The organism is Nocardioides sp. GY 10113 (genome assembly GCF_004919105.1).
Taxonomy (GTDB): Bacteria; Actinomycetota; Actinomycetes; order Propionibacteriales; family Nocardioidaceae; genus Nocardioides.
Map to the genome: position 1 here is coordinate 83,973 of NZ_STGK01000014.1, position 14,341 is coordinate 98,313.

Below are 14,341 nucleotides of genomic sequence, written 5' to 3' on the forward strand. Positions count from 1 at the left end.
CTCCGTCACGGCGCGGGGTCGAACCAGTCCTTGAAGCCACTGGGGTCGTGCCGGCCGAGCAGGCCGTGCTCGAACAGGCCCCAGCCCTCGGCGGTGCCGCCGGACCCGCCGGCCACCCCGAGCCCGGGGCCGCTGGCGATCGCGTGGCCGACGTGGTCGATCACGCCGAACGGGGTCCGCCCGACGATGTCGTCGGCAGTCATGTCGTAGGTGACCCGCTCGGTGAACTTCTCGCCGTTCCACAGCCCGTGCGCCCAGTCGGAGTCGCCGCCGTAGCCGCCGCCGACGTGGAGCGGGACCGGCAGCTTCGAGGTCACCTCGAGCACCAGCTCCTCGCCCTTCGGCGTGGTGCACACGATGGTGGCGCCGGTCGGCACCCGGGTGCCCGAGGCGTAGCGGATCGTCGCCCGCGGCCAGCCCAGCTGCTCGACGCGACCGTCGGCCCAGACCCGGGTGCAGTCGTTGAGGGTGCGGTAGCCGTCCGGGGTCTCCTGGATGATCAGGACGACGCAGAACTCCTCGAAGCGCAGCGGCACGTAGAGCCACCACATCCCCTCGAACGGCGGGTCGTAGGGCTTCGCGCCGGTCGGGGCGCCGCCGAGCGGCCGGATCCCCCAGGAGCGGTCGCGGCTGCCGAGCCAGGTGTCCGGGCTGACCGCGATGTCCGCGCCGTCGATCGAGATCACGCCCTCCCAGGTACCGACCTGGGCGAACCGCTGCGCGTCCAGCGCGGTGCCGCTGCCCTGCCGCATCACGTGCGGCAGCTCCTGCACCACGTCGAACGAGCCGCGCCAGGTCAGGTCCAGCCCGATCCCCTCGGTCTCCTCCAGCACCACCCGGAGCTTGCGCAACGGCTCGGCGACCTCGATCCGGTAGCCGCCCACCTGCTGCTCCATCCGGTCCGCGCCGCGCGGGTCGGCCGCGTCGGAGAGGTGGACGGCGGTCTGCTCGTCGCCGCGGCGGACCAGCACGAAGGCGTCCTTGGTGCCCAGGTTCGGGTAGAAGCCCATCCCGGTGATCAGGAAGATGTCACCGGTGCGGTCGTGGGCGTTGAGGTAGCAGCGGTCGTAGAAGTTGCGGTCGCTGCTGCCGGCCCAGGCCACCGGCCGGGGCAGCTGGTGGATCGGGAACTCGTCGAGCGGCCCGAGGCCGACGTACTCGCCGTGCAGGTTCTCTCCGGTGCTCATGCGCCGACCTCCCTCAGGAGCTGCTCGAGCAGGGGACGGTGGTGGAAGACGGACTCGGGGTCATCGGGCTCCTCGATCTCGCCGAAGTGGATCTGGCGGGCGCTGGTGCGCAGGAAGACGCAGTTCCAGTTGACGGCGGCCAGCACCTGGTACCAGGTCAGGTCGCCGAGCTCGACCCCGGTGAGATCGCGGTACGTCGCGACGACGTCCGCCTCGACCAGGAAGTCGGGCATCCCGGGCAGCTCGAGCATGCCGGAGATCGCCTCGAAGACCCGGTGCGCGAAGACCATCCAGGCCACGTCCAGCTCGCGGGGGCCGAGGGTGGCCATCTCCCAGTCGAGGACCGCGACGGGCGCGAAGTCGCGGTACATCATGTTCCCGATCCGGGCGTCCCCCCAGACCAGCACGGCCTCATCGGTCGCCGGGACGTGGGCCTCCAGCCAGTCCAGCGCCCGCTCGGTGAGCGGCGAGCGGGGACTGCCCTCGGCGAGCGCGTACTCGTACCAGCCGCGGGTCTTCGAGAGGTTCCGCTCCACCGGGGTGGCCCCCGCATGACCGGTCACGGCGGGGTCGAGGAACGCGAACCGCTCCGCGGCGTCGGGGATCCCGTGCAGCCGGGCCAGCACCTCCACGCTCGCGACCTGCAGCGCCCGCTGCTGGTCCGGCGCCGCGTCGTAGAGCCAGTTGTCGCCGAACGTGTAGGGCAGCACGTCGGGCGGCACGACGCCCTCGAGCCGCTCCATCAGGAAGAACGGCGTGCCGAGCACGTCGCCCGTCGGCTCGTTCAGCCCGACCCGCGGCACCGGTACGCCGGCCAGCTCGCCGGCCAGGCGCATCGCGTCGTACTGGTCGGTGAGCCGGTACTCCGGGAAGACCGGCAGGTCGGCTGCGGCCGGCGCGACGCGGGCGACGTACTCGCGGGTGACGCGCTCGCCGTGCTCGGTGCTGGTCACGTCCAGCAGCACGGTCTCGCTGGACATGCCGTTGGCGTCGACCCCGGCATGGACCGTCACGTCGGGGTCGGCCCCGGCGGGCAGCACGTCGGCGAGCCAGGAGCGCAGCGCGGCCGACATCTCGACGGGATCACGGCTCGAGCGCTGCAGCGTCATGTCGGCGGGCGGTGGCTGGGTCATCGGACCTCCTGGGAGTCGCGCGGCATCATCGGCACACGTGGGGTCAGCCTGTTAGAACGTGTTCTAGGTGTCAATGGTCACTCGGAGCCAGGGCCGCACCGGGCACGCAGGGCGACCTGACCAGCACCGGAGGGCGCGAGCGCCTCCCCGCGGGCAGGGGCGGCACCACGCGGACACCCCTTGCGTGCACGCGGGCCGGAGCGAGTCTCCACCAGGTCGTCGAGCGCCTTCGGATCCGCCGGACTTGCCTGCACCATGTGACCCCCATCACAATCAGTGAGGATACGGTACGACGCGTCTCGGAATGGGGGAAGAGGCGATGACCGACGGATCACCGCCGCCCGAGCGGCGGGCGGGGCGTCCCCGCGACCCGCGGATCGAGGGCTCGGCGCTGGCCGCGGCCCGGACCCTGCTGATCGAGGGCGGCGCGGGCGAGCTGACCATGGCCGCGATCGCCGACCGCGCGGACACCACCAAGGCGGCCCTCTACCGGCGCTGGCCCAGCCTGGTCCACCTGGTCTACGACGCCGCGTTCCCCGCCGAGCTGCTGGCCGGCGAGCACCGCGGCGAGGGGATCGACCTCGGCGCGCTGGTGCGCGGCACCCGTGACGTCTTCACGACCCCCGTGGTCGCGGCCGCGCTGCCGCTGCTGCTGGCCGAGTTCTCCACCCACCCCGAGCTGCACGCCGACCTGATCGAGCGCTTCGAGGGGGTCTTCGCCGGCCTCGACACCCGGCTGCGCGAGGGCGTCGAGGCCGGCAGCGTGGCGGTCGGGGTACGGGCCGACGACCTGATGGCCGCGATCGTCGGCAGCGTCCTCAACGGGCTGCTGCTCGCTCCGGCCGACCTGGACGAGGCGTGGGCCGAGCGGCTCACGCTCCTGCTGGAGAGGGGGATCCGCCCGTGACCGGCTCGGCCCCGACCCGGGCTCAGCCGGGCGCCGGGAGGTCCACCAGCTGTGCCAGCCGCGCCCGGTGCGCACCGGGCGACCCGAGGGCGATCTGGTCGGCCTTCGCGCGCTTGAGGTACAGGTGCGCCGGGTGCTCCCACGTCATGCCGATCCCGCCGTGCAGCTGCACCGCCTCCTCGGCGGCGGTCACCGCGGTGTCGGAGCAGTACGCCGCCGCCAGGTGCACCGCGACCTCGGCGTCCGGGTCGTGGGCGGCCAGCGCGGCCGCGGCGTACGCGGCCACCGCCGAGGCGGACTCGACGCTGACGTAGAGGTCGGCCAGCCGGTGCTTGAGCGCCTGGAAGCCGCCCACCACGCGACCGAACTGCCGGCGCTCCTTGAGGTAGGCCACGGTCGTCGCCAGGCACCAGGCCGCGACCCCCGCCTGCTCGGAGGCGAGCAGCCCGGCACCCACCAGCAGCCCGCGCTCGATCGCCGCCTTCCCGCCGCCGGCCTGCACGAGCACCGGTGCGCCCTCCGTGGGCGCCACGGTGACGTCGGCCAACGGGCGGGTCATGTCGAGGGAGACCACCGGCTCCACCTGGGCATCGGTCGCCGCGACGGCACGCACCTCGAGCCCCTCGGGCGTCGCGACCGGCACCAGCAGCACGTCCGCCTCCAGCGCTCCGGCGACGCTGCGCACGGCGCACGGGGGGCCGTCCACCTCGGCCGCGGCGAACGCGCCCGAGCGGGTGGCGCCGGGGCCGGCGCTCAGCGGCACCAGCAGCGCCGCGGTGCGGTCACCGGCGGCCAGGTCGGCCAGCAGGAATCCCGCGGCGTCGGTGGCGGTGCCGGCGTCGACGGCCGCGCTGAGCACGCCGGTCGCCAGCACCGCGCTGGTCAGGAACGGCACGGGAGCCACGGAGCGGCCCAGCTCGGTGATCACCACCGCGGCCTCGCGGGCGGTGGCGCCGGCGCCGCCGTCGGCCTCGGGCACCAGCAGGCCGGCCAGGCCGAGCTCCGCGGCGACCGACTTCCACAGCGGCGCCACGACACCGCGGTCCCCGTCGTACATCGCGCGGACCGCGTCCACCTCGCAGCGACGGGCCAGCAGGCCGGCCACGGCGTCGCGCAGGTCGTCGTCCTCGGCGCTGGGCAGCAGGTCGAGCTCGCTCATCGGAGGCTGTCCTTCCAGGGGATGTCCTTGTCGGTGCGGTGCTCGCCCGGCAGGCCGAGCACCCGCTCGGCGACGATGTTGCGCAGGATCTCCGAGGTGCCGCCCTCGATCGAGTTCCCCTTGGCCCGCAGGTAGCGGTAGCCGGCGTCGCGGCCGGTGAAGTCGACGCGGTCGGGACGGACCATCGTCCAGCCCTCGTCGCTCTCGTAGCGCAGCCCGTCCTCGCCGAGCAGCTCGACCTCGAGCCCGGACAGCTGCTGGGCGAGCCGGGCGAACGTCAGCTTCATCGCCGACCCCTCGGGGCCGGGCTGGCCGACGGCGAGCTTCTGGCGCAGCCGCATGCCGCTGACCCGGGCCACCTCGGCCTCGACCCACAGCCGGAGCAGCCGCTGGTGCAGGTCGTGGGTGCGCTGCTCGGGGTGCTCGCGCCAGGCCTGGGCGACCTTGCCGACCATCCCGCCCTCGCGCGGCATCGGCGCGCCGCCGATCGCGACCCGTTCGTTGTTGAGGGTCGCGTTGGCGACCTTCCACCCCTCGCCGACGGCACCGAGGCGCTGGCTGTCGGGGATCCGTACGTCGGTCAGGAACACCTCGTTGAACTCGGCCTCACCGGTGATCTGGCGCAACGGGCGCACCTCGACCCCGGGGTCGGTCATGTCGCAGAGGAAGTAGGTGATCCCGCGGTGCTTGGGCGCGTCGGGGTCGGTGCGGGCGACGAGGATCGCGAACCGGGCGGTGTGCGCGCTGGAGGTCCACACCTTCTGCCCGTTGACCACCCAGCCGTCGCCGTCGCGCACCGCGCGGGTGGCGAGCCCGGCCAGGTCGGAGCCGGCGCCGGGCTCGCTGAACAGCTGGCACCACACCTCCTCGCCGGTCCACAGCGGGCGCAGGAAGCGGTCGTGCTGCTCGGGGGTGCCGAAGGCGAGGATCGTCGGCGCGGCCATGCCCAGCCCGATCCCGATCCGCCGCGGCTGGTTGTCCGGGGCACCGGCGGCGGCCAGCTGCCGCTCCACGTCGGCCTGCCACTCCCGGGGCAGGCCGAGCCCCCCGTGCCCCTCCGGGAAGAAGACCCAGGCCAGCCCGGCGTCGTACCGGGCCCGCAGGAAGTCGAGGCGCTCGGTCGTCGCCGGGTCGTGCGCGGCGAGCAGGTCCGCGACGCGCTGGCGCAGGTCCTCCCGCGTGATGGTCTGACTCATCGATCCCCTCCGTCTAGTGCAACGGGGGTCACGGTTCCGCGCCGGGCCAGATCGGTCAACCGTCGCCGCGCACAGGGACGGTGGTGCGGGACGCCCTGCCGGGCGAGGCGTCAGGCGGTGACGACCTCGACCCGCTGGAACTCCTTGACCTCGGTGTACCCGGTCGTCGCCATCGAGCGCTTCAGCGCGCCGACCAGGTTCATCGTGCCGTCGGCGACCCGGGAGGGACCGAACAGGATCTCCTCGGTGGTGCCGATCTGGTCGAACTGCACGCGGGCGCCGCGCGGCAGCTCCGCGTGGTGCGCCTCGGCCCCCCAGTGGAAGCCGTGGCCCGGGGCGTCGGTGGCGCGCGCGAACGGCGAGCCGACCATCACCGCGTCCGCGCCGCAGGCGATCGCCTTGGCGATGTCGCCGGAGCGGCCGATCGAGCCGTCCGCGATCACGTGCACGTAGCGGCCGCCGGACTCGTCGAGGTAGTCGCGGCGGGCGGCGGCGACGTCGGCGACCGCCGAGGCCATCGGGACCGCGATGCCGAGGACCGTGCGGGTGGTGTGGGCGGCGCCGCCCCCGAAGCCGACCAGGACGCCGGCCGCACCGGTGCGCATCAGGTGCAGCGCGGCGGTGTAGGTGGCACAGCCGCCCACGATCACCGGGACGTCGAGCTCGTAGATGAACTCCTTGAGGTTCAGCGGCTCGGCCTGGCTGGAGACGTGCTCGGCCGAGACCGTGGTGCCGCGGATGACGAACATGTCGACGCCCGCGTCGACGACGGCCTTCGCGTACTCCTTGGTCCGCTGCGGGGAGAGCGAGCCGGCGACGGTGACGCCGGCCTCGCGGACCTGGCGCAGCCGCTCGGTGATCAGCTCGGCCTTGATCGGCGCCGTGTAGATCTCCTGGAGGCGCTCGGTCGCGGCGAGGCCGTCGAGCTCGGCCACCTCGGCGAGCAGCGGCTCGGGGTCCTCGTAGCGGGTCCAGATGCCCTCGAGGTTGAGCACGCCCAACCCGCCGAGCTTGCCGAAGGCGATCGCCCGCTCGGGCGACATCACCGAGTCCATCGGCGCGGCGATGATCGGCAGCTCGAAGCGGTAGGCGTCGATCTGCCAGGCGACGCTGACCTCCTCGGGGTCGCGGGTGCGCCGGGAGGGCACGATCGCGATGTCGTCGAAGGAGTAGGCCTGACGGGCGCGCTTGGCCCGGCCGATCTCGAACTCAGTCACCGGGCCAGCCTATCCGCAGCCGCCGGGAACGCAGCAGGGGCGCTGGCCGTCGGCCAGCGCCCCTGACGAAGCCAGCGCCCGCGTATCCGGCGCCCGGGCCTCAGCGGTGGTAGTTCGGGGCCTCCACGGTCATCTCGATGTCGTGCGGGTGGCTCTCCTTGAGCGAGGCCGCGGTGATCCGGATGAACTGGCCCTTGGCCTGCAGCTCGGCGACGTTGCGGGCGCCGACGTAGAACATCGACTGCGACAGACCGCCGATCAGCTGGTGCGCGACGCCGGCCAGCGGACCCTTGTACGCCACCTGGCCCTCGATGCCCTCGGGCACGATCTTGTCGTCGCTGGCCACCTCGGCCTGGAAGTAGCGGTCCTTGGAGTAGGACTTCTTGCCGCGGCTGGACATCGCGCCCATCGAGCCCATGCCCCGGTAGGACTTGAACTGCTTGCCCTGGTGGAACACCACGTCACCGGGCGACTCCTCGCAGCCGGCGAGCATCGAGCCGATCATCACCGACTCCGCACCGGCCACGATCGCCTTGGCGATGTCGCCGGACTGCTGCAGGCCGCCGTCGGCGATCACCGGGACGCCGGCCGGGCCGGCGGCCAGCGAGGCCTCGTAGACGGCGGTCACCTGGGGTACGCCGCAGCCGGTGACGACGCGGGTGGTGCAGATCGAGCCGGGGCCGAAGCCGACCTTGACGGCGTCCGCGCCCGCGTCGACGAACGCCTGCGCGCCGGCCCGGGTGGCGACGTTGCCGCCGATCACCTGGACGTGCTTGGTCGCGGGGTCGGACTTGAGCCGGCGGACCATGTCCAGCAGCAGCGTGACGTGGCCGTGCGCGGTGTCGGCGACGAGCACGTCGACACCGGCCTCGATCAACGTGGTGGCGCGCTCCCACGCGTCGCCGAAGTAGCCGATCGCGGCGCCGACCAGGAGTCGGCCGTCGGCGTCCTTGGAGGCGAGCGGGAACTGCTCGGACTTCACGAAGTCCTTGACCGTGATCAGGCCGCCCAGGCGACCGTCCTCGTCGACCAGCGGGAGCCGCTCGCGCTTGTGCTGGCGCAGCAGCAGGGTGGCCTCGTCGCGGCTGATCCCGACCCGGCCGGTGACCAGCGGCATCGGGGTCATCACCTCGTCGACCTTGGTGGTGGCCCACTCCGCGACCGGCGTGAACCGCAGGTCGCGGTTGGTGCAGATGCCGAGCAGCTTGTCGTCGCCGTCGACGACGGGCAGGCCGGAGACGCGGTACTCCCCGCAGATCCGGTCCAGCTCCTCCAGGGTCGCGTCGGGCCCGATGGTGACCGGGTTGGAGATGATCCCGGTCTGGGTCCGCTTGACCAGGTCGACCTGGTAGGCCTGCTCGGTGATCGAGAGGTTCCGGTGCAGGATCCCGATGCCGCCCTGCCGCGCCATCGCGATGGCCATCCGCGACTCGGTCACGGTGTCCATCGCGGCGCTGATCAGGGGCGCCCTCAGGGAGATCTCGCGGGTCAGCCGCGAGGTCGTGTCGATCTCGTCGGGCACCATGTCCGAGTGCCCCGGGAGGAGCAGGACGTCGTCGTAGGTGAGTCCGAGCGGTGCGAACTTGGCGGGAACTTCGGTGACCTCCACCGGATCAGTCTAGGCGCAGGTCTTGACTGGTCAGACACGCTGGGGGTGTGACCTCCGACCTGGCCCCGCACGTACTCGTCCTCTTCGGCGCCACCGGCGACCTGGCGGCGCGCAAGCTGTTCCCCGGCCTGTACCACCTGGCCATCGACGGGCGGCTGCCCGATCACTTCGAGATGATCGGCACCGGCCGGCACGAGATGTCCGACGAGGAGTTCCGCGACCAGGTGCGCGAGGCGCTCGACGAGTTCGCCGACGACGTCGACGCCGAGGCGCTGGGGCGCATGCTGGAGCAGGTCCGCTACGTCCCGTCCTCGGCGGAGGACGGCGCCGCCCTGGGCAAGGCCGTCCGGGACGCCGAGGACCGGCTGCTGGCCGAGTGCTCCTGCCTGCTCGGCGAGGTACGACGACTGCTCTACCTCTCGGTGCCGCCCACCGCGGTGCGGGGCATGGTGGGGATGCTGGAGCGCGAGGACCTGGTCGCCCGTTCCCGCCTGGTGGCCGAGAAGCCGTTCGGCACCGACCTCTCCTCGGCTCGCGAGCTGAACGCGGTGATCTCATCGGTCTTCGCCGAGGAGCAGGTCTTCCGCATCGACCACTTCCTGGGCAAGGAGGCGGTGCAGAACATCCTCGCGCTGCGCTTCTCCAACGGGCTGTTCGAGCCGGCATGGAACCGGCACACGATCGAGTCGGTGCAGATCGACGTCCCCGAGCAGCTGACGACCGAGGGCCGGGGCTCCTTCTACGAGGGCACCGGCTGCCTGCGCGACATGGTCACCACCCACCTGTTCCAGCTGCTCGGCTTCGTCGCGCTGGAGGACCCCCACGCCTACCGGGAGTCCGCGCTGCGCGCCGCGAAGGCGGCGGTCTTCAGCGCCGTGCGCCCGCTGGACCCGGGGCGGGTCGTGTTCGGCCAGTACGAGGGCTACCGCGACGAGCCCGACGTGGCCGACGACTCCGACGTGGAGACGCTGGTCGCGATGGAGGCCTGGATCGACAACGACCGCTGGCGCGGGGTGCCGTTCTACCTGCGCACCGGCAAGGCGATGGCCGAGGGGCGGCGCACCATCACGGTCCGCTTCCACGACCCCCGCCATCGCTGGCTCAAGCCGGAGGACGGGAGCCAGCCCTCGCCGAACGAGCTGGTCTTCGAGCTCGCCGACCAGCCGCGGATCGCGATCGAGGTCCGTGCCAAGCGCCCGGGGCCGCAGATGTCCCTGGTGGAGGGCGTGTTCCGCCTCGACCTGGTCGGCGACGCACCCGACTCCGACCCGCTCGAGGCCTACGAGCGGCTGCTGCTGGAGGTGCTGCGCGGGGACCGGACGCTGTTCATCAGCTCCGACGAGGTGGAGCGGCTGTGGGAGATCTGCCAGCCGGTGCTGGACCGCCGCCCGCCGGTGTCGACGTACGACCAGGGGACCTGGGGCCCGGCGGAGGCCGTCGACCTGCCCATCGGCGGCTGGCGGCTCGGCAGCCGTCCGGCCGACGAGATGCTCCAGGGGTCGTAGGGCCCGGACCCGGAGATCAGACCCGGAGATCAGACCCGGAGCTCGGTGACCGCGATCCGAACGGTGAGGGACTCCCCCGCCATCCGGATCCGCCCGCGCATGCCGGCGGCCAGCACCATCGGCAGCACCGCCTGGCTGTCGGAGGGCGCGGTCAGCACTATCTCCTCGGCTCCGTGGGCCCGCGCGACGCGCGCGATGCCGGAGAGCAGGCGCGTGCCGATACCGCGACGGTGCCAGGCAGGGTCGACCCAGAGGTCCACGGGCCACGGGTCGGCCGCGTGGCCGAGCACCTCGACCGTGGCCCGGCCGGTGACCAGGCCCGAGACGAGCGCCGAGATCGCCCCGCCCTCGGTGACGAACTCGGGGTCTCCGTCGATCGCGCCGGTCATGGGAACCGGGGGCGTGCGCACGTGGAGCACCTCACGGACCAGCTCGGCCAACGCCTCGGCCCGGGCGCGCTCCACGGCGGTGAAGGGAGGGGTACGGCGGATCTGGATCGTCGCGGCCGGGCCGACGCTCATCTCCAGGACGTCCAGCTCGCCGCCGGTGACCGCGACGTCGGCGTCGAAGAGGTGCGCAGCGACGTCGGGGAAGGACGCCGGCTGGGCGATGATCGAGCGGACCGCGTTGACGTAGCGGGTCGGCTGGTCGTCCAGCGCCGCGGTCCCGCACCGCATCACCGAGATCTCGGTGCCGCCGGCCCCGGCGACCAGGCCCTCGATCTCCTCGGGCCCCCAGTCCTGGGGGGTGCTGAGCACGAGGTCGTCGGTGACCCGGTCGTGCTCGGGGAAGATCTGGACCTGCTTGATGTCGACGCCCGACGCACCGCACGCGGCGGCGAGACCGGCCAGGGTCCCGGGCCGGTCGGGGAGGTCGGCGCGCACTCGCCACAACATGGCCTCACTATGCCCGAGCGAGGTCACGCGAAGCGACCGCGAATGTTTCGCCCGATCACTCGAGGGGCTGCCGTGGCCGGGAGCCCTCGGCCGGTGCGCGGTCGTTCGCGGACCGCGCACGGACCACGCGGGGAGGCTCCCCGAACCAGCGCACGCACGCGCGACTGAACGCGGACTGCTCGCTGTAGCCGAGCAGCGCGGAGATCTGCCCGAACTGGAGCCCGGACTCCGCCAGGTAGCGGCGCGCGGTCTCCTGGCGGACCTCGTCGACGAGATCGGCGAACCGCAGCCCCTCGGCGGCCAGCCGGCGTTGGAGGGTGCGCGGGTGCAGCGCGAGGTGGCTCGCGGTGGCCTCGATCGAGAAGTGCCCGGCCGCGAGGGTCCGGCTGACCAGCAGCCGAACCCGGTCCTCGAGCCGGTCGGCGGCGGGGGCGCCGATCCCGCTGAGGTAGTCGACGGCCAGTCGCCGTACCCGAGGATCGTCGGTGGCCAGGTGCCGCCCGAGCAGGCGGGCGTCGAACTCGAAGCCGCAGACGCCCTGGTCGAAGAGCACGGTGCAGCCGATCCGCTCCCGGTACGCCGCCGGCGCGACCACCGCGGCGTGCGGCAGCAGCACCCGTGCCGGCGTGAACCGCTCCCCGGCCAGGATCCGGAAGCTCTGCAGGGCCACGGCGAGGCTGAGGTCGTAGGCCTGGGCGACCGGGCCGACCCCGGTGGCGGTGATCTCGAACTCGAAGCGGGCGACGGTCCCGGAGACCGGCGCCACCGAGATGGCGATCGCCGGGCTGTAGGCGACCAGGTAGCGGGCGATGTTGTCGAGCGCGGCACCGACCGTCGGCGAGTGCTGCGCGATCACGGCGATCGGGCCCAGGATGTCCAGGCCCTGGCGACCGCCCAGCTCCAGGCCGAAGAACGGGTCCCCCAGCGACGAGGCGGCCAGCTCCATGGCCTGCGCCAGGGACCGGTAGGCGATGAAGGCGTCAGGGTCGTCCAGCATCCGCGGGCGCAGGCCGACGGCGCGCAGCAGCGCCGCGGGATCGCCCCCGCGCTCGGTCACCAGGTCGGCGTACCCGGTGAGCGAGCTCGCCTTGATCATCGCCATCAGCGCGCCCCGGAGGAGTGTCGCGGAGTGTCAAAACCCTGTCGCACGACGTCAAGTATGACCCCCGTCACGGTGACTATGGTCACAGGTGTCCGGAAGAGCCGCGACCGAGTACCGGATTCACCGGTCCCCCGATCAAGGAGAAGCAATGTCCGTCACCACGACCGCCCCCGGCCCCGCCGCCACCTCGACCGGCGCGCCGCTCCCGTTCGTCGCGCTCCCCCAGGGCGAGCTGCTGACCGTCAACACGAACGACCAGCCGCTGATCAAGGACGCGCTGGGCGAGGGCGTCCACTTCAAGCCGCTCCGCATCGACATGGAGAACGGCGTGTGGGTCGTCCTGGCCACCTTCGCCCCCGGCGCCCGGATCCCGCTGCACTACCACACCAACGCGGTGGACGCGTACACGCTCTCCGGCTCCTGGCACTACATCGAGTACCCGGACCAGCCGCAGACCGCGGGCTCCTACCTCTACGAGCCCGGCTCCTCGGTGCACACCCTGGCCTGCCCCGAGACCAACACCGAGGACACCAACGTGCTCTTCGTGATCCAGGGCTCCAACATCAACTTCAACGACGACGGCACCTTCCACTCGATCCTGGACGCCGCGCTCGTCCGCCACCTCACCGACGCCCTCTCCGAGGCCCAGGGCCTGGGCCCGGCGAAGTACATCGCCGGCGGCGAGGCCGGCATCGCCGGCTGACGCTCCCGCCGTCGGGCAGGTACGACGAAGGCCCCCGCTCCGCATCGGAGTGGGGGCCTTCGCGCTGCTCGGGGAGCGTCAGGCTCGGCCAGGATCAGTGGCCGTGCCCGTGCCCGTGGCCGTGACCGGCCGCCGCGGGCTCCTCCTCCTCGGGCTTGTCCACGACCAGGGTCTCGGTCGTGAGCAGCATGCCCGCGATCGAGGTGGCGTTGACCAGCGCGGAGCGGGTGACCTTGACCGGGTCCAGGACACCCTGGGCGACCAGGTCGCCGTACTCGCCGGTGGCGGCGTTGAAGCCGTTGCCGGGGCCGGCCTCGCGGACCTTGGAGATCACCACGTAGCCGTTGTCGCCGCCGTTCTCGGCGATCCAGCGCAGCGGCTCGTCGGCGGCCTTGCGGACGATCCGCACGCCGGCCGCCTCGTCGCCGGTGAGGCCGAGGTCGTCGTCGAGGACGGAGACGGCGTGCACCAGGGCGGAACCGCCGCCGGCCACGATGCCCTCCTCGATCGCGGCGCGGGTCGCGGAGACCGCGTCCTCGATCCGGTGCTTCTTCTCCTTCAGCTCCACCTCGGTGGCGGCGCCGACCTTGATCACGCACACGCCGCCGGCCAGCTTCGCGAGGCGCTCCTGGAGCTTCTCGCGGTCCCAGTCGGAGTCGGTGGAGTCGATCTCGGCCTTGATCTGGGCCACGCGGCCCTCGACGGCGGCGTGGTCGCCGGCACCCTCGACGATCGTGGTGTTGTCCTTGGTGACCACGACGCGGCGGGCCTGGCCCAGCACCTCGAGGCCGACCTGGTCGAGCTTGAGGCCGACCTCGGGGGCGACCACGGTGCCGCCGGTCAGGATCGCGATGTCCTGCATCATCGCCTTGCGGCGGTCGCCGAAGGCCGGGCTCTTCACCGCGACGGCGTTGAACGTGCCGCGGATCTTGTTGACCACCAGGGTCGAGAGCGCCTCGCCCTCGACGTCCTCGGCGAGGATGAACAGCGGCTTGCCGGCGGCGATGACCTTCTCCAGCAGCGGCAGCAGCTCCTGGATCGAGGAGATCTTGCCCTGGTGCAGCAGGATGAAGGCGTCGTCCAGGACGGCCTCCATGCGCTCCTGGTCGGTCACGAAGTAGGCCGACAGGTAGCCCTTGTCGAACTGCATGCCCTCGGTGAACTCCAGCTCGGTGCCCATGGTGTTGGACTCCTCGACCGTGATCACGCCGTCCTTGCCGACCTTGTCGAAGGACTCGGCGAGCAGGTCGCCGATGTGGGAGTCGCGGCTGGAGATGGTGGCCACCGAGGCCATGTCCTCGCGGGACTCGACCTCGCGAGCGGCCTCGCGCAGCGCGTCGGAGACGGCGGCGGCGGCCTTGTCCATGCCGCGCTTGATCCCCATCGGGTTGGAGCCCGCGGCGACCGCGCGCAGACCCTCGTGGACCATCGCCTGGGCGAGCACGGTCGCGGTGGTGGTGCCGTCACCGGCGATGTCGTTGGTCTTGGTCGCGACCTCCTTGGTGAGCTGGGCACCGAGGTTCTCGAACGGGTCGTCCAGCTCGACGTCGCGGGCGACGGTCACGCCGTCGTTGGTGATCGTGGGGGCACCCCACTTCTTGTCGAGGACGACGTAGCGACCCTTGGGGCCGAGCGTCACCTTGACGGTGTTGGCGAGCGCGTCGACGCCGCGCTCGAGCGATCGCCGGGCGTTCTCGTCGAACTCCAGGATCTTCGGCATTGCTTCT

Annotated in this window: 12 protein-coding genes; 3 read left to right on the forward strand and 9 right to left on the reverse strand. The window is 72.5% G+C overall.

Annotated elements, in window-relative coordinates:
- Positions 1-5 precede the first annotated feature (5 nt).
- Entirely contained in the window at positions 6-1,187 is a 1,182-nt protein-coding gene (locus tag E8D34_RS16335; RefSeq protein WP_136595718.1) for a hypothetical protein, read from the reverse strand.
- A complete protein-coding gene (locus tag E8D34_RS16340) occupies positions 1,184-2,320 on the reverse strand; it encodes a phosphotransferase family protein (protein WP_136595719.1) in 1,137 nt (378 codons plus the stop codon). The genes E8D34_RS16335 and E8D34_RS16340 overlap by 4 nt, the downstream gene beginning before the upstream one ends.
- Before the next feature lie 319 nt (positions 2,321-2,639).
- On the opposite strand from E8D34_RS16340, the gene E8D34_RS16345 reads away from it, so the two are divergent.
- A complete protein-coding gene (locus E8D34_RS16345) occupies positions 2,640-3,227 on the forward strand; it encodes a TetR/AcrR family transcriptional regulator (protein WP_168929480.1) in 588 nt (195 codons plus the stop codon).
- Positions 3,228-3,249: 22 nt separating this feature from the next.
- On the opposite strand, the gene E8D34_RS16350 is transcribed toward E8D34_RS16345, so the two are convergent.
- The 4 genes from E8D34_RS16350 to guaB all read right to left on the reverse strand — a co-directional run bounded on the left by E8D34_RS16350 (position 3,250) and on the right by guaB (position 8,408).
- Entirely contained in the window at positions 3,250-4,386 is a 1,137-nt protein-coding gene (locus E8D34_RS16350) for an acyl-CoA dehydrogenase family protein (RefSeq protein WP_136595721.1), read from the reverse strand.
- Positions 4,383-5,582, reverse strand: coding sequence for an acyl-CoA dehydrogenase family protein (locus E8D34_RS16355; protein WP_136595722.1), 1,200 nt, complete (start codon positions 5,580-5,582; stop codon positions 4,383-4,385). The genes E8D34_RS16350 and E8D34_RS16355 overlap by 4 nt, the downstream gene beginning before the upstream one ends.
- Before the next feature lie 110 nt (positions 5,583-5,692).
- Positions 5,693-6,799 (reverse strand): GuaB3 family IMP dehydrogenase-related protein, encoded by a 1,107-nt coding sequence (locus E8D34_RS16360; protein WP_136595723.1) that lies wholly within the window; start codon positions 6,797-6,799, stop codon positions 5,693-5,695.
- A 100-nt stretch (positions 6,800-6,899) separates the two neighbouring features.
- Entirely contained in the window at positions 6,900-8,408 is a 1,509-nt protein-coding gene (guaB, locus tag E8D34_RS16365; protein ID WP_136595724.1) for an IMP dehydrogenase, read from the reverse strand.
- 47 nt (positions 8,409-8,455) lie between these two features.
- Here guaB and zwf point away from each other — a divergent pair, with 47 nt between their 5' ends.
- Positions 8,456-9,913, forward strand: a complete 1,458-nt coding sequence (gene zwf / locus E8D34_RS16370) for a glucose-6-phosphate dehydrogenase (protein WP_136595725.1) — start codon at positions 8,456-8,458, stop codon at positions 9,911-9,913.
- A 29-nt stretch (positions 9,914-9,942) separates the two neighbouring features.
- Here zwf and E8D34_RS16375 read toward each other — a convergent pair whose 3' ends face one another.
- Positions 9,943-10,809, reverse strand: coding sequence for a GNAT family N-acetyltransferase (locus E8D34_RS16375; RefSeq protein ID WP_136595726.1), 867 nt, complete (start codon positions 10,807-10,809; stop codon positions 9,943-9,945).
- 55 nt (positions 10,810-10,864) lie between these two features.
- Entirely contained in the window at positions 10,865-11,911 is a 1,047-nt protein-coding gene (locus E8D34_RS16380) for an AraC family transcriptional regulator (RefSeq protein ID WP_136595727.1), read from the reverse strand.
- A 148-nt stretch (positions 11,912-12,059) separates the two neighbouring features.
- Here E8D34_RS16380 and E8D34_RS16385 point away from each other — a divergent pair, with 148 nt between their 5' ends.
- Positions 12,060-12,614, forward strand: a complete 555-nt coding sequence (locus E8D34_RS16385) for a 2,4'-dihydroxyacetophenone dioxygenase family protein (protein WP_136595728.1) — start codon at positions 12,060-12,062, stop codon at positions 12,612-12,614.
- 94 nt (positions 12,615-12,708) lie between these two features.
- Here the strand turns inward: E8D34_RS16385 and groL are convergent, their stop codons facing one another.
- The gene (gene groL, locus E8D34_RS16390; protein ID WP_136595729.1) at positions 12,709-14,334 is read right to left on the reverse strand and encodes a chaperonin GroEL; all 1,626 of its coding nucleotides are present in this window, start codon (positions 14,332-14,334) and stop codon (positions 12,709-12,711) included.
- Between the last annotated feature and the right edge of the window lie 7 nt (positions 14,335-14,341).

Excerpts from the sequence above, each read along its gene's own strand:
- E8D34_RS16345 (WP_168929480.1), top strand. The coding sequence starts at position 2,640 with ATGACCGACGGATCACCGCCGCCCGAGCGGCGGGCGGGGCGTCCCCGC.
- E8D34_RS16340 (WP_136595719.1), bottom strand. The coding sequence starts at position 2,320 with ATGACCCAGCCACCGCCCGCCGACATGACGCTGCAGCGCTCGAGCCGT.
- E8D34_RS16375 (WP_136595726.1), bottom strand. The coding sequence starts at position 10,809 with ATGTTGTGGCGAGTGCGCGCCGACCTCCCCGACCGGCCCGGGACCCTG.
- E8D34_RS16355 (WP_136595722.1), bottom strand. The coding sequence starts at position 5,582 with ATGAGTCAGACCATCACGCGGGAGGACCTGCGCCAGCGCGTCGCGGAC.
- E8D34_RS16335 (WP_136595718.1), bottom strand. The coding sequence starts at position 1,187 with ATGAGCACCGGAGAGAACCTGCACGGCGAGTACGTCGGCCTCGGGCCG.
- groL (WP_136595729.1), bottom strand. The coding sequence starts at position 14,334 with ATGCCGAAGATCCTGGAGTTCGACGAGAACGCCCGGCGATCGCTCGAG.
- E8D34_RS16350 (WP_136595721.1), bottom strand. The coding sequence starts at position 4,386 with ATGAGCGAGCTCGACCTGCTGCCCAGCGCCGAGGACGACGACCTGCGC.
- E8D34_RS16380 (WP_136595727.1), bottom strand. The coding sequence starts at position 11,911 with ATGGCGATGATCAAGGCGAGCTCGCTCACCGGGTACGCCGACCTGGTG.
- E8D34_RS16385 (WP_136595728.1), top strand. The coding sequence starts at position 12,060 with ATGTCCGTCACCACGACCGCCCCCGGCCCCGCCGCCACCTCGACCGGC.